General features: G+C 47.6%; 21 protein-coding genes. All 21 read right to left on the bottom strand.

Annotated elements, in window-relative coordinates; all coding sequences use genetic code 11:
• Positions 1-62: 62 nt before the first annotated feature.
• On the bottom strand, positions 63-479 hold the full coding sequence (locus AC4OGX_RS11930) for a putative ABC transporter permease (RefSeq protein WP_493330725.1): 417 nt from the start codon (positions 477-479) through the stop codon (positions 63-65).
• A 95-nt stretch (positions 480-574) separates the two neighbouring features.
• The gene (miaB, locus tag AC4OGX_RS11925) at positions 575-2,047 is read right to left on the bottom strand and encodes a tRNA (N6-isopentenyl adenosine(37)-C2)-methylthiotransferase MiaB (protein WP_493330724.1); all 1,473 of its coding nucleotides are present in this window, start codon (positions 2,045-2,047) and stop codon (positions 575-577) included.
• 189 nt (positions 2,048-2,236) lie between these two features.
• Positions 2,237-3,847, bottom strand: coding sequence for a glucosaminidase domain-containing protein (locus tag AC4OGX_RS11920; protein WP_493330722.1), 1,611 nt, complete (start codon positions 3,845-3,847; stop codon positions 2,237-2,239).
• Positions 3,736-4,191, bottom strand: a complete 456-nt coding sequence (locus AC4OGX_RS11915; protein WP_493330720.1) for a phage holin family protein — start codon at positions 4,189-4,191, stop codon at positions 3,736-3,738. Before AC4OGX_RS11915 ends, AC4OGX_RS11920 begins: the two co-directional genes overlap by 112 nt.
• Positions 4,192-4,250: 59 nt before the next feature.
• Positions 4,251-5,231 (bottom strand): reverse transcriptase domain-containing protein, encoded by a 981-nt coding sequence (locus AC4OGX_RS11910; RefSeq protein ID WP_493330718.1) that lies wholly within the window; start codon positions 5,229-5,231, stop codon positions 4,251-4,253.
• A gap of 394 nt (positions 5,232-5,625) precedes the next feature.
• Positions 5,626-6,042, bottom strand: a complete 417-nt coding sequence (locus tag AC4OGX_RS11905) for a four helix bundle protein (protein WP_493330717.1) — start codon at positions 6,040-6,042, stop codon at positions 5,626-5,628.
• Positions 6,043-6,094: 52 nt separating this feature from the next.
• Positions 6,095-7,207, bottom strand: coding sequence for a phage major tropism determinant (locus tag AC4OGX_RS11900; protein ID WP_493330716.1), 1,113 nt, complete (start codon positions 7,205-7,207; stop codon positions 6,095-6,097).
• A gap of 16 nt (positions 7,208-7,223) precedes the next feature.
• Positions 7,224-7,670: a hypothetical protein gene (locus AC4OGX_RS11895; RefSeq protein WP_004606087.1), complete on the bottom strand. Its 447-nt coding sequence runs from the start codon at positions 7,668-7,670 to the stop codon at positions 7,224-7,226.
• Positions 7,671-7,688: 18 nt separating this feature from the next.
• Positions 7,689-8,753 (bottom strand): hypothetical protein, encoded by a 1,065-nt coding sequence (locus AC4OGX_RS11890; protein WP_493330713.1) that lies wholly within the window; start codon positions 8,751-8,753, stop codon positions 7,689-7,691.
• Complete coding sequence (locus AC4OGX_RS11885; protein WP_004606089.1) at positions 8,754-9,797, bottom strand: siphovirus ReqiPepy6 Gp37-like family protein; 1,044 nt, start codon at positions 9,795-9,797, stop codon at positions 8,754-8,756.
• 1 nt (position 9,798) lies between these two features.
• Positions 9,799-10,668 (bottom strand): phage distal tail protein, encoded by an 870-nt coding sequence (locus AC4OGX_RS11880; protein ID WP_004606090.1) that lies wholly within the window; start codon positions 10,666-10,668, stop codon positions 9,799-9,801.
• A 3-nt stretch (positions 10,669-10,671) separates the two neighbouring features.
• Positions 10,672-13,689, bottom strand: a complete 3,018-nt coding sequence (locus AC4OGX_RS11875) for a phage tail tape measure protein (RefSeq protein WP_493330710.1) — start codon at positions 13,687-13,689, stop codon at positions 10,672-10,674.
• Between the two features lie 281 nt (positions 13,690-13,970).
• On the bottom strand, positions 13,971-14,300 hold the full coding sequence (locus AC4OGX_RS11870; RefSeq protein WP_493330708.1) for a hypothetical protein: 330 nt from the start codon (positions 14,298-14,300) through the stop codon (positions 13,971-13,973).
• 75 nt (positions 14,301-14,375) lie between these two features.
• Positions 14,376-14,945: a hypothetical protein gene (locus AC4OGX_RS11865; RefSeq protein ID WP_493330706.1), complete on the bottom strand. Its 570-nt coding sequence runs from the start codon at positions 14,943-14,945 to the stop codon at positions 14,376-14,378.
• 14 nt (positions 14,946-14,959) lie between these two features.
• On the bottom strand, positions 14,960-15,298 hold the full coding sequence (locus AC4OGX_RS11860) for a hypothetical protein (RefSeq protein WP_493330704.1): 339 nt from the start codon (positions 15,296-15,298) through the stop codon (positions 14,960-14,962).
• Positions 15,295-15,669, bottom strand: a complete 375-nt coding sequence (locus AC4OGX_RS11855) for an HK97 gp10 family phage protein (protein ID WP_493330703.1) — start codon at positions 15,667-15,669, stop codon at positions 15,295-15,297. The genes AC4OGX_RS11860 and AC4OGX_RS11855 overlap by 4 nt, the downstream gene beginning before the upstream one ends.
• Positions 15,669-15,827 (bottom strand): hypothetical protein, encoded by a 159-nt coding sequence (locus AC4OGX_RS11850; RefSeq protein WP_493330702.1) that lies wholly within the window; start codon positions 15,825-15,827, stop codon positions 15,669-15,671. The genes AC4OGX_RS11855 and AC4OGX_RS11850 overlap by 1 nt, the downstream gene beginning before the upstream one ends.
• Before the next feature lie 110 nt (positions 15,828-15,937).
• Positions 15,938-16,228 carry a hypothetical protein gene (locus AC4OGX_RS11845; protein WP_493330701.1) on the bottom strand — a complete coding sequence of 97 codons (291 nt, stop codon included), beginning with the start codon at positions 16,226-16,228 and terminating at the stop codon, positions 15,938-15,940.
• Between the two features lie 25 nt (positions 16,229-16,253).
• On the bottom strand, positions 16,254-17,468 hold the full coding sequence (locus tag AC4OGX_RS11840) for a phage major capsid protein (RefSeq protein ID WP_493330699.1): 1,215 nt from the start codon (positions 17,466-17,468) through the stop codon (positions 16,254-16,256).
• A 3-nt stretch (positions 17,469-17,471) separates the two neighbouring features.
• Entirely contained in the window at positions 17,472-18,227 is a 756-nt protein-coding gene (locus AC4OGX_RS11835) for a head maturation protease, ClpP-related (RefSeq protein WP_493330698.1), read from the bottom strand.
• Complete coding sequence (locus AC4OGX_RS11830) at positions 18,218-19,519, bottom strand: phage portal protein (protein ID WP_493330863.1); 1,302 nt, start codon at positions 19,517-19,519, stop codon at positions 18,218-18,220. The genes AC4OGX_RS11835 and AC4OGX_RS11830 overlap by 10 nt, the downstream gene beginning before the upstream one ends.
• Positions 19,520-19,551: the final 32 nt, after the last annotated feature.

The following is a 19,551-nucleotide window of genomic DNA, read 5'->3' as shown; positions in this document are numbered from 1 at the left end:
TTTAGAGCACCTCAGGTGTTTGCATCGGAGCATATGCTTATAAATACGGGAGTTTACTCAGGCTAAAGTACATGAAAATGTGGTTTCACCTCACCATACAGCCAATGCATCAGGTAGCCCGCAAGGAGAATGCCCAGCACACACAGACCGGAAAAGATGATGGTAAATGGTGCACAGATCTGTCCGAATAACTGGAACGGCTGGTCCGAATAATCCCATACACTCCATTTGAGCCATTTGTTTACGATGATCCCGGTAATAAATTCACCTGCTGTCACAAAGATCATGCACCGGACCATCTGCAGCCACAGAGAATCCTTCCATTTCACCCAAAGCCCCTGCTGTGCGAAGAACACAAAACACAGGCCGCCTAACACAAACATGGACCAATGGGAAAACCCTCGAAAGATCATCTCAAATGAATAATAAATTGTCCCTCCAAGTGCAAAAAGCACAAGATATTCGCTTACCTTCTTCACAGAAAAAACGTCCTCCTATATATCCTTATATATAGTTTGGACGTTTTTTTTCGAAATATAGGTGGAATTTATTTCTTTGTAAATTCCTGCAAAATCTAATGAGCTGCGGGAACTCTCTCTCCGATATAATAAAATCCTTTACATTCCTTCAATTCTACAGGAACGATCCTGCCGATCAGGCTTTCCTCTCCCGGGAAATGTACAAGCAGGTTATTGCTCATTCTGCCTGTCATAAGGCTCGGGTCGTGATCATTGACCGTCTCCACAAGCACCTCCTGGACCGTGTTCGTATATACACTGCATGTCTCGGCTGATATGCTCTGTACTTCCTTCAAAAGACGGTCGAATCTGTCCTTTACGACCTCCTCAGGCACCTGTTCTTCCATCACTGCAGCCGGGGTTCCGGTCCGTTTGGAATAGATAAAGGTAAATGCACTGTCATAGCGGACCTTTCGCACCACATCCATGGTCTCCTGGAAATCCTCTTCTGTCTCTCCAGGAAATCCGACGATAATGTCCGTTGTCAGGGAAATATCCGGCACTGCCCTGCGGATCTTCTCTACCAGCTCCAAATAATGCTCCTTGGTATACCGGCGGTTCATCTTATCCAGTATCCGGCTGCTGCCTGACTGGACCGGCAGATGAAGATGCCTGCATATCTTTTGGGAGGTACTCATCACCTCGATCAGTTCATCGGAAAGATCCTTCGGGTGGGAGGTCATGAAACGGATCCGCTTCAGTCCTTCTATTTTCTCGATCTCTTTAAGAAGCTGTGCAAAACTCATCGGCTCTTCTAATGTCTTCCCATAGGAGTTTACATTCTGCCCCAGCAGCATCACTTCTACCACGCCGTCCTTGACCAGATTCTGGATCTCGCGGATGATATCCTCTGGATTTCTGCTGCGCTCTCTCCCCCTGACATAAGGAACGATGCAGTAGCTGCAGAAATTATTGCATCCGAACATAATATTAACACCGGATTTAAAGGAATATTTCCGTTCACTCGGAAGATCCTCCACGATCTTATCGGTATCCTTCCAGATATCGATGACCATTCTCTTCGATTCCATACGGGTCACGATCAGCTCTGCAAATTTAAAGATATTATGAGTCCCGAAGATCAGGTCCACAAAACGGTAGCTCTTCTTTAGCTTTTCCACCACTTCCGGTTCCTGCATCATGCAGCCGCACAGGCCGATCATCATATGCGGATTCTGCTTTTTCACACGGTTAAGCTGGCCAAGCCTGCCATATACCCTCTGGTTCGCATTTTCACGGACCGTACAGGTGTTGTATATGACAAAATCAGCCTTCTCCTCATCGCTTTCCTCCACATATCCGATCTGCTCGAGTATACCGGTAAGTTTCTCGGAATCTCTGGCGTTCATCTGGCAGCCAAACGTCCTCGCACACGCGAAAAGCGGGCGTCCCAATTCTTCCGACTTCGCCTTTACATACTGGCGGGCTTTCTTTATGAAGTAATACTGGCGCCACGGCTCATTCTCCGGCGCCGGTCCGTTTATATCTATTGTTTTCAAAATGGCTTCAAATTCTGCATTGTCTTTCATGTTTCCTTCTTCCCTTCGCATAAAATACCAGATTTTAATATATCATATTTACCCGCAAAAATCAACGAAGCCGAAATATTCAGAAAAGACTTGCAATATAAAACCCGGCCTTTTATTGACCGGGTTTCCGTGATATATTTTCCTTGCTGTTTTTGCCGTTGACCTTCCGGCGGTATGTTAATAGTTGCTTTATGCGATCTTCGTCGCGTAGTCCAAAGAGATCCACCCGTTTTCCTGCCCCTCATACGACTTTAACAAGCCCCACTTTGTAGCGCCCGGACCGTCTTTCTCTTTTACGATCGTGAATACTCCTTCGCCTGTGTACCCTGCGGAACCATAATTTGTTCCCGGTCCTTTCCTGATCCGAAGATCGGAAATATCCACTTTCACTTTGTAGGGAAGGTTTACGTTCGGTTTTTTCTGTGCTTCCACTTCGTTTGAAAATACCGCCTGGCCCTTGCTATTGAATACGGTGTAACCTTCTTTGCAGACCGCCTTCGCGTTCTCTAATACGGAAAAGGCGCCGATCTGACTTTTCGCGTCGGCCCACGTCTTGCGTACTCTGTAAAGTTCTCTTGTCTGTGTTGCGGGACTGGTACCCGTTCCACTCATTGCCGCTTTTACGTCCCTTCTAAATTGATCCATTGTCAGGCCGAATTTGTTCCAAATATGTTCTACGTCGCCATGGTTTGAAGCAATCCCACGGACATTTCCTTCATGGTGGGAAATAATAACGCCGTCTGCTGTCGGGTTTAGACTGTATTTTTTACAAAGGTACGCGAACAATTCGACGGCCGTTTTGTACGTCGCCATTACGTGCGCGCGTGTGTTTGTTCCGTCGCCAGTTTCCTTCCAGTTCGCACCACTTGTATAACGGATTGTCGCCGGTTCGGTCATTTCTACGCCTATATGCGTATTATTCCCGGAACCCTTCTGTCCGCTTGCGCAATGCCACCCGCGTCGGTTCCACGGTAATAACTGATAAACGCTCCCTTCTGCGTCAATTACCGCATGAACGCAAGCCCCGGCGCCGGGTTTGTTCCAGTTGTTCACGAAAACCGTTGCTTTCGGCTGCGGGCAGCCTACCGAATGAAGCATAAGCCCTTTTACCGTGATCGTTCGCCCTGTTTTGTAGCAATCTGAATTTGTTACAATGCTTTCAATAATATTCAATGTTCCTTCACTCCTTTTTTGTGGTGCTTCGTCGTACTTTGTAAGGTTCCATTTTTCAATAATGTTACAGAGTTTCGACACATAATTTATGTCTGTTGCATAGCCGCCGCCCTTTATCAGCGCGGCCGCCGTCTTGTAGTCTGTTTCTCCGATCAATCCCGCATAGCGAAGCGCGGATCCGTTCTTTGCGCCTGCCAAATAGTCGGAATGATCTTTAATGCTCGCTGCGTGACTGGCATATTTACGAAAAGCGGCCGAAACTGTGTATTCGTTGCCGCCTTTGTCCTGCTCTTTCGTGTCCTTTGTGTAGGTCTGGCCGTCCCATTCAGACGGCCAGTTGTTCCCGGAAAGCGTCGCCTTCATGCCGAAAAGGTTATTTGCTGCCACCGCAAGTTCCGTTGATCCATAGCCACTTTCAAGAATGGCCTGCGCCGCCGTCACCGAAGCAAGGATCCCCGTTTTTTTCATATCAGCCGCCGCAAGTGGGCCGATATAGGAAACAAATTCTTTTTCCGTCATTTCTCCACTTCCCCTTCTTCGTCTTCCAGTTCTGCCGGAAGTTCGTCTGTGTACTTCGTCAAAAATGCTTTCACCGTCTGCCAGATCTTCTTCACCGGAAGGCCGCAAAGGTACATATTTTTGAAAATACTGATAATTTCATAGGCAATAAACAGAAGGGCGAAAAACTCCATTGTTTCCACTCTGTCACACGGTAAATATGTTCTTACTGCTTCCGGGATAAACCCGATCAGGTTCACCGCCACAATATGATCCACCACCACAAGGGCCAGAAGGCAAACCAACATTCCGACTTTGCGGATCGCGCCGTTAATTCCGAAATTAGAATTGAACTTCCTTTCCTTGATTGCTCTTAACACTCCGAAAATAGTGTCTAAAACAACCGTGATCAATACCAACTGCAAGAATGTATTCCCTGCCGCTTCTGCATAGATAACGATCAACCTTTCCATAGTCTCACCACCTTTCAAAAACATAATAAAAGGAAAGTCCGGCAATTTCTGACCTGTTTTCAGACTGCCTTCCTTTCCTTCAATTCTTCTATGGTTTTCTTTGTTTCCCTTATGTAATTATAAGTGTCTGCGTGTTCCATGTGGCCGAAACGACTTTCTATTGATCGGTCGAAATATTCCTGTTCCACTTCCCCGGTTTCAAAGGCTTTCAGAAGTTTTGTAAGGCGCCGCCTTGCGTCCTTTCTGATCTTCTTATGGTCTTTATAATGGATATACCCGACGAAGTTTATTCCGTTCTTTGCTGCAAGTATCGTTGTTTTCGGGTTCAGTTCCAACCGCAATTCCCGGCGCAAAAATTCTTCAATAATTGCCAGAAGGTGCCGCAACTCTGCCGGATCTTCCGATAAAATAATAAAATCGTCCATATATCGGACGTAGTATTTCACTTTCAGTTCGTGTTTTACAAACTGATCTAATTTGTTCAAATAGACATTCGCAAATAATTGTGAAGTCAGGTTCCCAACCGGTATTCCTACACCCGGCGGGAAAATCCCGTTGTGATCTATTATCCGGTCAAGGATTTTCAATAATGCTTTGTCGGAAATATACCGCCGGATCTCCGCTTTTAAAATATCGTGCGAAACGCTCTGGAAATAGTGGTGTATATCCCCTTTTATTGCATATATCTTTTTACCCTGCACCACTTCCAGTTCGTAAAGCCATTTTGAAAGTGTTTTGCTTGCTTCGTGTACGCCCTTTCCTTTCCTGCAGGCGTATGAACGAAACAGGAACCGCTTTTCAAATATAGGTTCAATGAAATTTACGATCATGTGTTGTATTACCCTATCGAAGAAGGGCAAAGCCATTATGATCCTTTCTTTCGGCTCCCATACTTTGAAAACCCGGTATTCTCCCGGCTGATACGTTCCGTCCTTCAAAACTTCGATCGCGTGAAACAAATTGTCTTCGCGGTTCGCTTCAAACTCCAAAACGTCCGGCCGGTACCGTTTGCACTTTCTGGCCTTGTGATATGCTTTCAAGGCGTTCGGGAAAGTGCAGATCTTGTCTATCAGATTTTTAATTGTCTTAATTTTGCCCTACCTCATTTCGTACCTTTAAGCCCTACTTTTAGGCGGTGCTGTTTTGCTTTTGTCCGGTTCTTGCCGGAACGGGAACGGCCTTTCAGCCGTCTGTGCAAACCGTCTGACTATATATTATGATTATGAAATATATAACCCTTGCCGTGGATCCGGGGATCGCGCGGTCTAAAATGCTTTACAAGTCACAAACGCACCAGACGCCAATGTTCGTGTTGACGTTCCACGGGTAATTGTTGCAATTCACCGCGCGGTCGCCGTCGTGGACGCCGTTGTTCCAATTCCCGCCCGCAATGAGCGCGTGAAGGTGCGAATTAACGGTTGCCCCAAAATATTTTTATTTCTTCTTCGCTTCCGTCGCCGATTTAATCAGGCCGCCAATTTTCCCGCCGATCGCTCCGGCCTGCTTTGCACAATATAAATAGGCGTCGTTATTCATGGCCGAATATTTTAGATCGTGTGCAAGTCGTAATTTCCGCACAAGGCGCCGTTTTAACCGATCCGCGGTGTAAAGGTGGCTTATAACCTTTGTGATTTCATACATTTCTATTTCGTCCAACATTCCGTCGATACTCTCCCGAATGTCCTTTTGAAGCGTGAATTTTTCATAATGCGGAAATTTCTTCAACTTTTCGTGAAGATAGATTGAGAAATCATAGGCCATTTGGTGCGCTTCCGTGTGCGTGTAGTCCATAACCGCCGTTGTTTCCGCTGTTTCGGTTGCGCTCTTGCTTCTGCTCTTATATTCTCCCATGTGTTATTCTCTCCCGGAAAATAGGGGCTGCCCTTTCGGGCGCCCCTTCTGCTTACAGCGCGTCACAGACGCACCAGACGCCAATGGCCGCGGAGACGTTCCACGGGTAATTGTGGCAATGCACCGCGCGGTCGCCGTCGTGGACGCCGTCGTACCAACTCCCGCCCGCAAGGAGCGCGTGAAGGGCTGTCGCCGAAGGCATATAAGCGTCACCGTGTCCGGTTCCTAATACATCATGCCACGCCCACGCCGAAGCCGTCGGATCCAAACAAAATTCGTCAAGCCACTTCCAGACATTACCCACCAGATCGCGGATATTGAGCGCTGAAACGGCGTTCTTTACAAATCCCGTTTTCTGTCTTCCGGTGTTTCCGGTGGCGCTCCATGCGTAGATGTTGTTGTCGTCCTTTCCTTCCGGGCTTCCGAAGGCAGCCTGACAAAATTCTGCGTATGTAGGAAGCCTTTTCCCTACACGGCGGGCCTTCTCGTTTGCGATATACCAGTTAAGCCCCTCTGTGCCGGTGATCGGGTTCGCGTTGTACTTCGACTGTAAACCGTCGTTTCCGTTGTCGGACGACAAATAAATGTCACCCCATAAGCCGTTCCCTAAATACACCATGCCGGAAGGATCGTCGCACTTCGGGCGGTGCTTCGTGGTCCATACGCTGTTCGGCACAATGCCGGTATATACGTTTCCTTCCCAACCGCTGCCGTTTTCGGTTCCGGCGCTGCTGATCGGGTTTCCTTTGCTGTTTACATTTCTTACAATGCCGTAATGAAAGCCGCCCACTTTTCGGCTGTTCTCTGCCGTGTACCCGGAAGGGTATGTGGTGTTTTTGGAAATCACAAAAATTTCGTCCTGATCCAGTGTGTCGGATCCGTTGGAAGGATCGCAACAATAAATATAATAGTCGCTTCCCGCTTCAAAACCGGTCCCGGTGTCAAGGTTCGCGGCCGTAAGTTTGGTTAATGCCGTTTCAAAGATCGAAGGCCCCACGGAAATAATTACCCCCGCTTCCACGGTCACTTCGTCAGGCGCCGCGGATCCCGTCGCGGTGATGTACTGCGCCTTCTGCGCCACAATGTCGCTAATAGCGGCCAGTTTTGCCGTTGTGATACGGGCCTTCGTGTTCAGCATTGTTTCATCATAAAGAAAATGTTTCATGCTCTTTTCTCCTTTCTTATTCTGCAGGCTGCTTTAATTCTTCTTTGATCTGGTCCAGTTCTTCCGCGGTCATGTCCAGATCTTCGTATACAGAAGGTGCGTTCGCGATTTTCAAGAAATCGGAACCGGCCGCGATCGCTCTTGAAATCGTAATGGCCGTTGTTTCCTTCTCTGTCTTCCCTTCTTCGTCGGGTTCTCCGTTGATATGTTCCACGGTCTGAATTGTGGCTGTCACGCCGCCCGCTGTCACCTTGCCACCTGCTGCCGCTTCGCTGCAATAACCGATCGTTACCGTCTTTCTATCCTCTGACAGTTCGCGGATCGGGCATTTAATATAATTCTGGTTTTCAATTGCTTCGATCGCTGCCAGAAGGTCTTCTGCTGCCAGTTCCCCGGCTTCAACCATGGCTTTACAGTTCTTCACGTCCTGCGCCGTTTTTAATACTTTCGGAAATCCTTTCATGTGTTCTTCTCCTTTACTTTAATTTTTTGATACATAAGCGCCCACATAGCCGCCAATAGCAGCAAAGGCGTTTTTGTCGTAAATACTGAAAATCAGTGTTTCCGTGGTCTGCGTGTGATCCAGAACGAAGGTTTTCGGGATAATCAATAAATTGTCTGCCTGTGGCTCCACCGTGTATTCTCCCGGCTCCGTCAGGTAGATTTTGCCGCCTTCTGCGAATGTGGCCGTTGTCGTTGTTTCGGTATTGCCGTTTACAATGTCAATCTTGATTTCCCCGGTTTCCTTTGAAAGATTTTCAAAGGTGATCTTTGTCGCAAGGTTTTTAATGTGCGCCGTCAGATCATTTACTGCATTTTGCAGCGCCCCGGCCGCGTCCGCTGATAACTGATCCTTTATCCCGTCGAACCATTCCGAAAAGGCGGCCTGCTGCTGCTGCGCGTAGGCGTCAAACTGACTTTGCATATCGTGGAAAGCGGCGGCGCCTTTGTCCTCTAAGTTGACGATCTGCGCCATATAGGCGTTAAATTCCTGCGTAATATTCGCCTGATAGCGTGTGAAATACGCCTGAAACTGCGCCGTGATCTGCGAAAAGTCAATTTCTTTTACGGTTGCCATAACCCACCCGCAAACGTCAGCGTTCATTCGCGTATCGGTTATATTTTCCTGTGTGATCTTGATCGCTCCCACGTCCACATAAATTTCGCCTAATTTCAGGTCGTGGATCGCTTCGGTCCTTACAATCTCCGGTGCTACCGGGTTTTTTGAGAAACCGCCGGTTTCAATGAAAATATAGAAATCTCTTTCCGTGTCGTCCCTTCTCAAAATCACATTGTCGATCCGGGCCAACGTTCCCGACGCTTTTTCAAGGGTGAAGATCTGCGCCTGTTCAAAATGTTTCGTCTTTCCTTTGATGTTCACATAGCCCCCGCCGACTGTTACGCTCATATCGTCGTTTGCCGTGATCGCGAAACAATTATTGAAAACGCCGGTCGTGAAGAACGGCAAAAGCCATTCGCTCATGCTGTCAGCGTTGTAAACGCGGTCCCCGCTTCTGGAATTGTAAAAGTTTGCGTACTGTCCCATTTATTTGTCACTCCAATCTATTTTTTCCGGTAATGCGTCTCCCATTGTTGGTACTACATACATACCGCCGTATTCATAAACTTCTTGAAGTTCTGTGATCCTCTGGTTTAGCGTAATTCCCCATTTTTTCTTCTTTACGGTCACTATGTCCCCCAAGTCGTAATGAACCTTGTATTTGAAATTTATATCTGCTTCTGTTTCGCACTCGACACTTTCGGCAATGATATTTGTTGCAAGGGCTTCATTCCCCCTTTGTGTCAGTGCTGCCCGGTACGCTGCCGCCGTCATGCCTTCGCTTTGAATGTCCTTTGCGTCCACGAATATTTCGCGAAGATCTAAGCCGGTACCGCCGCCGACTTCCACATAAACGCGGGCCGCTCCTTCGCCTTTGCCGCCGACGATCGCTTTTGTGCGGTACTGCTGATCGTTATATTTGTAAATAACATTGTTCAGATTGTTGTAACTCTCCGAAAAGATAACGCGCGAATTTACCCCCTGCGCCGTTGTTCTGTCTGTCCCCTTGTAGGTTTCAAACAAAATCTTTTTCAACCGGAAGTCCGGCCGGAACCGGTACCCGATCGCGCCCGCCTTTGCAAGTTTGGTTTCGTATAGCATAAGATTTTTCATTGTGGCTTGAAATTCCACCGTTTCAGAAAAACCGTTCAGCGTTCCCAACTCCACAAGGGGGATCGGCGTCGCCCCTTCCAATAACTGCCGCATGGCAACTTCGATCTTGCCGGAAAAATTCACGGTTGACTTTATCAGCCTTCGATCCATATAGGACGAAAGAAAGCGCCCTTTTGCCGTGATCTCGTTTTTAATGTCACTTTCTTCGTTCTCTATGTCCTCAATCACTCCGGCTTCTTCGCTGCCGCGTTTTGAAATGATGTTCCCTTTTGCCAACAACTGCAAGTTCCGGTCTGTGATCGGCGCGTGGATCTCAAAGTTTCCCGGTACGTAATACTTCCGGCACCAGATTAAGGAAGTGTGATTTTCTATTACCCCTTTGAAGTTCAATTCTCTGTCGTAAATTCTGGCTTCCATATCACACCCCCAAATAGCGGAACCGGTACGAAATTGTTACGTTCATGTAATCTTCCCCGGCGTCTGCAGTGTAACGGATCGTATTCGTCCCGTGCTGCAACTGTATAAAGTCGCTGTCTTCGTCCAAATATTCGTTGATCTCCTGTCTTACTCCGTCCCGTACAAGGTAAACGGCTTTGTTGTTGGTTTCCGTGGTAATAATAACCACGTCCCCGGCATTGATTGAAAAGGATCTGACTTCGTTTCCGATTTTGATAAATTCCCCACTTTCCGCGTGATATACGGCTGGATTTATTACCGGTCCTTCCGCTTCCAGTGTTACGGTTATACCGATATTGTCGGCTGCGCTGTCGTTTTCGATCTCTTTCAATACTTCCGCGGTTCTCTCTGCGAATGGTTCTTTTTCGTCTAAAAATTCATGCTCCCATTCAAAAAGCCCCGTCCAACTTGCCATTGACACGGACAGATCTTCCAGATCTCTAAAGAACGGATCCGGGCAAAGAAGGGAAATTGTAAAATTCCTTACCACTCCTTTTTCGTCTATGTCGATTTCTTCCACCTTGTAATCAATGACGCGCGTTTCGTCCCCTTCCATGTAGGTAAAAAGGCCGGTTGACTTCGGTTTGAAGCACTTGTAAAGCAAGTCCCTGTTCTTTTGGTAATCGCTTTCCATTTGCGCGGTAATTACAATGTTTCTTTGCTTTGTGGTGCTGCCCTGATAGGTGGAACCGTCCACCATTGTATTTTCCGACGTTACAACGTTATTTGATACCGTGTAAATTCCGTCTACCGATACAAGGAAGAACGGTTCAAAATTATAGTTAAATTCTACTTGCACCCCGTCTTCATTTTTGCAGATTATTCTTTTCATACCTTACGCGCCCCCTTGTAACTGCAAAACCATATTTCGGGTTGCGTTCCTTGTCTGTCTGGCCGTTTCATAAGGCGTTAAGGCTTTCGGGCTTGTGATGTTCACATTCTGAACGAAACTTCTTCCCTGCTGCCCTGCTGCCGCGTCAAGCGCCGTATTTCTTGCGCTTCTGGTTAATGGCGTCACCACCGCTTCGCCGTTCACCATTTGGATCAGTTCGGGGCCTGCTTCTGCCATGATCGCTTGACCGTTTTTCAAAATGCCGCCCTTTGCCAGACGCGGCAATGATACGGATCCGACGTGTCCGACGCTTACGCCCGGAAGTTTGTTTATTACGTCGATCGCTCCGTTTATGAAGCCGATCGCCTTATTTACCGCATTTTCGACGGTTGCAAGTGCGCTATTCATTGCACTTTTGAAGGCGCCGCCGATCGCGTTTCCGATATTCGTTCCGACGTTCGCAAAAATTCCCTTTATGGTACTCCAAATTCCAGAAAAGAAAGATCCGATATTGCTAAACACGTTTTTAATATTCGTGTATGCTTCATTGAATTTTGTCTGGAACCATGAACCCACGGTGGAAAATACGTTCTTTATGTCGGTGTATCTTGCGTTGAACCACTGACCGATCCCCGAAAATACATTCTTCACGTTGGTATAGGCGTTCTGGAACATGGTCTGGAACCACGTCGCAACGGTTGACAAGGCGTTTTTTATATCCGTCCACCGGGCGCCGAACCACTGGCCGATCGCCGAAAAGACGTTCTTCACGTTGGTATAGGCGTTCTGGAACATGGTTAAAAACCATGTGGCGACGGTGGAAAGGGCCGTTTTTATGTCGGTCCACCTGTCCGAAAACCATTGTCCGATCCCTTTAAAAATATTTGTAATATTCGTGTACGCTTCCGTAAAACGGTCCGCGAACCACTGGCCGACGCCGGTAAAAATTGAAACGATCCCGTTCCAAATATCCGTGAAGATCTGCTTTACATCAACGCCGAACGTCTCGAAGAATGAGACGACGAAGTTCACCACGGCCGAAATGATATTTTTCACAAAGTCGATCGCGTTCTGCAGCGCTGCCATTATGTACTGGCCGAAACTGTCGAAATCACCCTGAAATAGCGCCATAAATGCGCTTATGATGTTGCTTATAAACTCGATCGCGTTCTGTACTGCCGAAATAATCGGTTTCAGCGCGGCAAGGGCGCCTTTTATGACTGCCATAACGTAAGTTGTGAAAAACTCGAAGACGGGCCGCAATTTCTCCATTAAATTTTTGAAACTTTCGCCCAACTGCTGCAAAATAGGCTTTATTTTCTCTATGGTTTCGCTTACTGCTTTTTTAATCTCCGCGAAGGCGTCGTTTACCATTTCCCGGAACCAATCGCACTTGTTATACATAAGCACAAAACCGGCCACAAGGGCCGCCACGGCCGCCACAATCGCCCCGATCGGGTTCGCCGATAAAATGGCCCATAAGCCCTTCCCGGCCGTTCCTGCGGTCTTAAACACGCCCGAAATTTTACTGAATGTCGAAATTGCTTTTGATACTCCGGTACTAAGTTTCCCGAAAGCGATTAACGCCGGTCCAAGCGCCGCCACAAGGGCCGCCACTTTTACGATCGTTTCTTTCTGTGACTGGTTTAAATTTTTAAACCATGTTGTGAAGGTTTTTACCTTTTCCACAACCCGGTCTAATATCGGCGCCACGCTTGACATTAAAACATTGCCAAGATCTGCGCCTGCTACTTTCAAATTGTTCAATGCGACTTTTGCTTTATCCGGTGGATCCAATGTCGCGTTGAATGTGTCTTCAACTACGGTTCCGTAATCTTCCAGTGAACCGGCCAGATCGTCAACCGACAAGCGGCCTTCTCTGATCGCCTGCGTCATTTCTGCGGCGCCCTTCTTGCCGAATAACTCCGTTGCAATCTGCAGGGCTTCCGTTTCACTTCCTGCGTTCTTTATACTTTCAATGGTCGTTCCCAACGCTTCTTCAAGGGTTTTCCCCTCTGCCGTCGCGTTCTGCTGCGCCTTTTTCAGCCCCGCAAGTGCCGCCGAAGCGTCAACGCCGTTTGCTTCAAATTGTGCAAGTAAATTCACGGAAGAAGTGAGGTCAAGCCCCATTTCCTTTAATGTGGCGCCGTTTGTCTGTAAAGAATTTTGCAGCGTGTCCATGGAAATGCCGGTGTCCTGCCCTGCCTTTGTGAGAAGGCCAAGAACATTTCCGGTCTGTGAAGCGTCAACGCCGAATTTCGTCATAATGGCGTCCACACTGTCGATCGCTCCGTTTAAGTCGGTTCCGTTGATTTCCGCGAACTGAATAAACTTTGTCGAAAGATCTTCCAGTGTCTTTCCCGTTGCTCCGAAACGCGTATTTACTTCACCAATGGCAATTCCGGCCGCTTCTGCTTCTATCGGCAGCGAAGAAAACACGTTGTCCATGCTATCCTGCAGCCCTTCCAATGCTTCCCCGGAAGCGCCCGTTTTTGTTATGATCGTATCGTACCCGGCGTCAAGTTCGTTAAATGCCGCGATACTTGCCGTTCCGATCCCGGTAATTGCTGCCGTTACCGGAAGAAGTTTCTTCCCAAGCGCGGTTGATTTCTCCCCGATTTTCCCGGCTGCTTCTCCCACTTTTTCAAGCGCGGAATTTCCGCTTTCTGCCGCTTCTTTCAGGTTTTTCAACTCTGCTTCGGTCTTTATAACTTCTCTTTGTAATGCTCTGTACTGTTCTTCCGATACTTCGCCGCGCTCAAACTGCTGCTGCACCTGTTCTTCTGCCTTCTTCAAAACGTCCAGTTTTTCAGAAGTGGCCGAAACGGCTTCTTTCAGAAGGGTTTGTTTTTGCGCCAATAACTCCGTATTTTTCGGATCCAGTTTCAGGGCCTTTTCGACTTCTTTTAATTCTTTCTGAATATCGCGCGACTGCTTATTTACTCCCGACAACGCTTTGTCAAGTTTCGTTGTGTCGCCGCCGATTTCGATTGTAATTCCCTTTATCGTGCTTCCTGCCACTTGCTATTCACCGCCCCTTCGTTTGAACTTCTCGCGAATGGCCTTTCGGTCCGGTTCTGTTTGCGAAATTCTCCAACAATTCGCAAGGTATTCCCTGCCCTGCTCCGTCTGGTTCATTTCGTGTATAAACGCTTCGCGCATGAAGAAAAGGTATAGATCAAGATCCAGTTCTTGCACTTCCCATATATTTAAACCGGTGTAGTCAATCACCAGTTTTTCGCCCCGTGTTTTGGTTTTGTAGTAAACCCCTTCTTCGTCCTTTCCGGGGTAGAAGGGGATCTTTAATTTGGGTTATTTTTTACGCCGCCCGCAAATTCCATGTAGGCGTCGATCAGGGCTTCCATTTCTTCGGTGTCGTAATTGTCCGTTATTTCCTTTGTTGTCACTTTTTCACCTGTCATATTGTGGGAAAGAATTTCAGCGCAAAGGCCGCCTAAAGTATCCATGGCGTCGTTGATTGTCATTCCGTCAATATCCGCGTCCTGCAGCGCCGACATTTTTTCAAACGTCTTTTTCATAGGCATTTTTACAACCAGTTTGCGGCCGTCTTTTAAAACGGTTGTCATAAATGAACGATTTACCTTGTTAAAATCAAAACTCATGTTTGCCATTGTGTAATTTCCTTTCTACCAACTAACGGCAAGGCGCCGCCCTGCCGTTTCTGGTTTTCTGTGTTATTATGGTGTTTACTCTGCTGCGCCGCCTGCTGCCGCCACTTCTTCGTCTGTCATTTCTTCTTCGTACAATAAAAGCGTTCCTTCGTCGTCCATAGGAAGGGCCGTTATTTCTTCGTCAATAACGGTTTCTTTGTCCTTCTCAAAGGAAATAGCAAAGCCCGCCTGATTGTTCCCCACGATCAAAACCCAAATATCGCCGTCAACCGGATCTTTATGGTGAAGGCAAATAACGTAACGGCTGCCCTGCCTGTTATTGATACCGCCGATCTTTACGATCCTGCGCTTTTTCGCCTTGTCTTCCGTAACTCTGGCCGTGTCGCAAAGATACTTGAACTTGTTTCCGTCGAAAGTCATAATTCCCGTTTTCAGGGTTACTTCTTCTTCGGTAATGATCGTTTTTCTCTTGTTTCCGGTGTCGTCCTTCGCCGTATAAAAAGACGGCTTATACTCTGCAGACGCGCCGCCGGAAATGTAAGCCATTAAGTTTTCCTTTACGCAAATATCCGCTGTCGCCGGAACTGTCTTTCCGTCGAAAGCCTGAATATAAACGTCCGCGCTTCCAAGAATAATTCTCTCCATGCTCTGTTCTCCTTTCATTTCTTTTGAGTGATTGTAAAATCATAGGCTGTTTGTAGCGTGTCTTCTCCGGGGATCTGTGCCTGATACTTCCGAAATTCCACGTCGAACAGCACTTCTTCTTCGATCCGCTTTTCAATGGCCGGATCTTCTTTCTTCTCCGTGTAAAGTTCCAACGAACCTTCGATCTGCCGGATCCGGTTTTTTCTGTCGTCGCCCCTCTGCTGCTCCGAAGATAGCCACACAATAAACGGTGGATCCGGTACCGGTTTTTTGTTGGTCGGTATGAATTGATTGTGAGCGAACGGAAGGCCCAAGCCTTCGGCGCGCTTTAATACGCCTTCAAAGGTTGTCACTTTTCGATCACTCCTTTCACTTTTTCTTCAAACTTCGCCACGGCCTTTTCTTCCACCGGCTGAATATGCACTTTCGCCGCAACTCTGCCGCCGTTCCGGCTTGCGTGGCCTTTTTCCAGAAGGTGCGTTAATTGATAATCGGTTTTGTTGTGGACCGTGTTTCTTTTTGCACTCTTGCTTTCGTAGGCTTTCGACTTCTTCCACCCTTTCGCATAAGAGCCAGTTAAAACCGGGCTTGTGCTTTTTAATTCTCTTACGGCTTCGTCGGCCACTTCGTCAGCGGCCTTTTTTATTTCGTCTGCCACTTCCTGCGAATATTCGCTAAGCCCCTGCGCCAATTCTGCCGCAAGTCTATCAACACTAATTGCCATTATCTATTCCCCACCCTCTGACCGGCGTAAACTTCGATCTTGTCGTTGTCCTTCGGCCCGTATGTTCTGTAAACTGTCAGTCGTTCTTTTCCGTAAACTACAACGCTTTGATCTGCGTATTCACTGGCGTAAACTTCAAACATATACCGGGCTTTCATGCTCTTTTCTCCCGCTGCCGCGTATTCGTCGCGGCCAATCGGAAATACAGAAGCATAAACCGGCGTTTTTATATCTTCTTCGCGTGTTTCTCCGGGATCTATCAGGGTTATTATTGCTTCGATTTGTAATCACCGCCTTTGATCTTCGTCAAGATCATGTTATAGTTGTTCATTAACCGTTCGTGGTTGCTGTCTATGCTATAATTCGCCTTGACGTAGGTTAAGGCGGCTTCAATAATCAACGGATCTTCCGGGTTTTTCAAAAATTCTTCTGCTACACCTATTCTTTTCAGGTCAGCGATCGCAAAATCTAAGTGGCGGTAAACGTCTTCGTCCAATGCGTCCGAAGACATTTTCCGCGCCCTTAGCTTCGCCGCCGCCTTCAATTCGTCATACGTCATTGAAAACCGCCCTTTCCTTTACTACTTACGCGGAAGCCTTTTTCTTCGCTCTCACGAAGCCGTTGTAAGCCGCCACGGCACCACCCGCGAAAATGTCCGCGCGGTATGCGATCTGTCCCTGCTTGAATTTGTAATCAGTGGACTTTCTGGCGTCAATGTCGGAAAAGATCGGCATTTCGTAATTTTCCAACGGCCCGTATGCCATTACATAACTACCCGCTGTCGTTTTATCGTCCACAACCGCTTTGCAAGCGCTGTTGATGATAAACGGTACACCGTCGATCGTTCCGGTGTTGCCATGGTTTACAATGGTGTAAACCTTGCGGCCCTGCTTGTCGCGAAGTTTCGCGAAGGCTTTCAGATCCTTTTTATTGAGGATCAACACTGCAACGGCTTCCACTTCTTCTTCGCCGCCGTAAGAATAAATGATTTCGTCCAGTGTTCCGTCGCCAATGCCTGTCAATTCAATATCCGTCTTCGGATCAATTACCTGTTCTTCGGCCTTTGTCGGATTGTGGAAAATTCCCTTAAACTTTCCGGTTGTTCCGTCGCCGATCAGGATCTGGCGGCTCATGTAACGCCGGATCGCTTTGGAAACTGAACCTTCCACAACGCCGTCATAGTCCGCGTTCGGAAGTTTTACCATTTCTTCGGGTTCTTCGGTGTAGGCTGTGATCTTCTCTTTTTCGATAGTCACATAACCGAAAACCGGTTCTGTCGGGTTGTAGTCCGCGCCTTCTTCGGTCGCTCCTGCCCCGTCACCGTAAGACTTAACATAGCCCCTCTGATATGTTTCGCCGCCGTTTAAAGGAACCCTTTTTACGCGATCCACCAGTGAAGAAACGTCGTTAAATGTTTCTTTCAGGTCGTCGGCCGTGTGCTGCGGCGTCACTGTCTGCGTAACGGAAAGGGCGTTTTTCGCTCCCATAAGCGCCACTTTCGCGGAAAACTTGACCGTTTTTCCGTTCTTCAAGTTCTGGCCGCGTTCCTCTCTTGTTTTGTCCTTCGGTTCTTCTTCTTTTTCTCCGCTCTCCGGCTCCTGCTCCCCGGCTGCTGCGGAAGCGATACCGGCCAACCTCTCGCGGTTCTTTACGTCGTTTAAAATGCCGGTGATCGTGTTTGCTTCTTCCAGAAGCGCGTCCAGTGCGTCGCCTGCTGCCGTCTGTGCCTGTGTGTTCAGGTCTTTTAGTCTGGCTTTTAAGTCTTTGACGCCCATTTTTACCAGTTCTTCATACTTCATGTTTTATTCTCCTTCCATAAATGCTTTAATTGTGAGACTTCGGATCTCGTTTCTCTTTTCTTCTGCCGCCTTGTCTTCTTCCTGTTGCCCGTTTTGGGAAGTGGGATCCGGCTTTTTTGCCTTTAACCTCTCCGGCACATTCTTACACTTTGCCTTCGTGATGTAGTCCCCTACTGCTGCCGCGTATTCCTTCGGCTCCGTCGTTTTAATGTCGAAATACTCCGCGGCCTGCTGCCCGTTTAACCATGTTTCCGCGTCCATTAGCGCGCTGATCTGGTCTATTGTTACGCCTTCTTTCAGGTGTTCGGCATATACATTTAAAATTCCGGTCTTGATCTGGTCCAGATCGTCGGCCATTTTCCGCATATTTGCCGAATTTCCTTCGCAATAACTCCACGGGTTATGTATCATCAAAAAGGCGTTTGAAGGAATTTCCGGCGCTTCGCTCCCTGCGAAGGCAAGTACCGAAGCGATTGAACCGGCCAGACCGTCCACGTACACTTTGACGTTGTTTTTCGCTGCGTGACGTTTCAGCATATTGTAAATTGCAATACCGGCAAATACGGAACCACCGCCGGAATTTACATAAACATTCAAGTCTTTTCCTTCCTGCTCCGAAAGAAAATTCTTGATCGCGTCCGGGTACTGGTCTTCGTCCTGCCATGCTCCCCACCAGTCGGAAACAATGTCGCCGTAGAAATACAAGTCCGCGCTTGTTTCTGTCAGGTTCTTAAACGTAAAACCTTTAATTATTGCCATTCTTTCTTCTCACCACCCTTCAAAGTTACCGGGACGAGCATTTTCAAAATTTGAATTGCCGTCGCGGCCTGCTGCCCTTCTCCTTCCCCCGGTGGGCCGGATCCGGTTCCTTCGCCCTGCTGCCCGGTCTGGTAAAGGCTCTGATCGTCTGCTTTTACATAGTTCAGGCTTACCATTCGCACGTCTCCGTCTTCGATCGGTTCGTAATACAGTAATTCGCGATACTCATTGATCGTAATAATTCCGCGGTCGTACAGTACGGAACCGATTGTGGCCCTTGTCTGCAGCGTCGCATATTGCAGCCGGTTTGAAGTGAAAATGATTTTGTTTCCGAACCCTCTTTCACGCTCCGTCAATAGTTTGAATGTAAATTCAAGTGATAATTGAAGGGCGATCGGTTCGATCACGCTTTCATAAAAGGCGTTCCATTCGCTTTCCGTGAACTTTGACATTAAGATCGCGTCGCTCACGCCGTAATAGCGGTATAAGTTATCCCGTAAAAACTGGCTTTGAAGCGTCGGAATGTTCGGCGTTCTTTGCGTGATTTCGTGAAACTCCATTGAATTGTCAATGCCTGCCATGCCGCCGTCGTTTTCGGCGCTCATGTATGCCGCCTGAAACTCTTTTACCTTCGTTTTCAGTTCGTCTTCATCAATGAAGTTGTTATATTTCAGGTACCCTTTCAGGTTTGCGGAATTTTTTACGGTGTTTCGTAGTGCCTGCCCTGTCGCGTCAAGTAATTCAAGTGTTGTTTTGATCGACTGATCCGGCGCCGTTCCGATAAACCTTTTTTTATTAAACCTTGCGCGGATATGGATCACGCTTTGATATGGCAGAACGTAGGTTTTCCCGTCATAGTCCCACACGAAGCGGAATAAAATATTTCCGTCGTCGTCTTCGTAGATCCGAAATGTTTTTACCGTCAATGGTGCAATCTGCTTTACTTTCGTAAAATCTTCGTTGTAAATGATCGCCGCGAAAGCGTTTGACTTTCGGATCAGTGTCGCGGCCATTTTATACAATGCGTCGAATGTTGATAATTCCGGCGCCCAACGCAAGGAAAGAAGGCGGGCCAGATAGTCTTCTTTGATAACCATTCCGCGCGCGTCTTTTCTCACCACTTGCGGCGTGAGTTTAGCAACGTTTGTCGCTATACAATTTTCAATGGATCCGATTATGTCGCTTTCGTCCAGATCGCCGCCTGCGGAATATTCCCCGCGAATTGCGAAAAGCGGGCTATATTTATAGCGCCTGAAATTCAAAAAGTCTTTTATAATTCCCGTCGTCTTCACCCCCTGTTCTGCACATAAAAGGCCGGTTAAAT

It is taken from the genome of Faecalicatena sp. (assembly GCF_058819085.1).
This window is presented reverse-complemented; position numbering and strand designations above follow the sequence as displayed.

Excerpts from the sequence above, each read along its gene's own strand:
- miaB (WP_493330724.1), bottom strand. The coding sequence starts at position 2,047 with ATGAAAGACAATGCAGAATTTGAAGCCATTTTGAAAACAATAGATATA.
- AC4OGX_RS11870 (WP_493330708.1), bottom strand. The coding sequence starts at position 14,300 with ATGGCAAACATGAGTTTTGATTTTAACAAGGTAAATCGTTCATTTATG.
- AC4OGX_RS11845 (WP_493330701.1), bottom strand. The coding sequence starts at position 16,228 with ATGACGTATGACGAATTGAAGGCGGCGGCGAAGCTAAGGGCGCGGAAA.
- AC4OGX_RS11855 (WP_493330703.1), bottom strand. The coding sequence starts at position 15,669 with ATGGCAATTAGTGTTGATAGACTTGCGGCAGAATTGGCGCAGGGGCTT.
- AC4OGX_RS11850 (WP_493330702.1), bottom strand. The coding sequence starts at position 15,827 with ATGAAAGCCCGGTATATGTTTGAAGTTTACGCCAGTGAATACGCAGAT.
- AC4OGX_RS11835 (WP_493330698.1), bottom strand. The coding sequence starts at position 18,227 with ATGGCAATAATTAAAGGTTTTACGTTTAAGAACCTGACAGAAACAAGC.
- AC4OGX_RS11880 (WP_004606090.1), bottom strand. The coding sequence starts at position 10,668 with ATGAAAAGAATAATCTGCAAAAATGAAGACGGGGTGCAAGTAGAATTT.
- AC4OGX_RS11885 (WP_004606089.1), bottom strand. The coding sequence starts at position 9,797 with ATGGAAGCCAGAATTTACGACAGAGAATTGAACTTCAAAGGGGTAATA.
- AC4OGX_RS11890 (WP_493330713.1), bottom strand. The coding sequence starts at position 8,753 with ATGGGACAGTACGCAAACTTTTACAATTCCAGAAGCGGGGACCGCGTT.
- AC4OGX_RS11840 (WP_493330699.1), bottom strand. The coding sequence starts at position 17,468 with ATGAAGTATGAAGAACTGGTAAAAATGGGCGTCAAAGACTTAAAAGCC.
- AC4OGX_RS11915 (WP_493330720.1), bottom strand. The coding sequence starts at position 4,191 with ATGGAAAGGTTGATCGTTATCTATGCAGAAGCGGCAGGGAATACATTC.
- AC4OGX_RS11865 (WP_493330706.1), bottom strand. The coding sequence starts at position 14,945 with ATGGAGAGAATTATTCTTGGAAGCGCGGACGTTTATATTCAGGCTTTC.
- AC4OGX_RS11895 (WP_004606087.1), bottom strand. The coding sequence starts at position 7,670 with ATGAAAGGATTTCCGAAAGTATTAAAAACGGCGCAGGACGTGAAGAAC.
- AC4OGX_RS11905 (WP_493330717.1), bottom strand. The coding sequence starts at position 6,042 with ATGGGAGAATATAAGAGCAGAAGCAAGAGCGCAACCGAAACAGCGGAA.
- AC4OGX_RS11900 (WP_493330716.1), bottom strand. The coding sequence starts at position 7,207 with ATGAAACATTTTCTTTATGATGAAACAATGCTGAACACGAAGGCCCGT.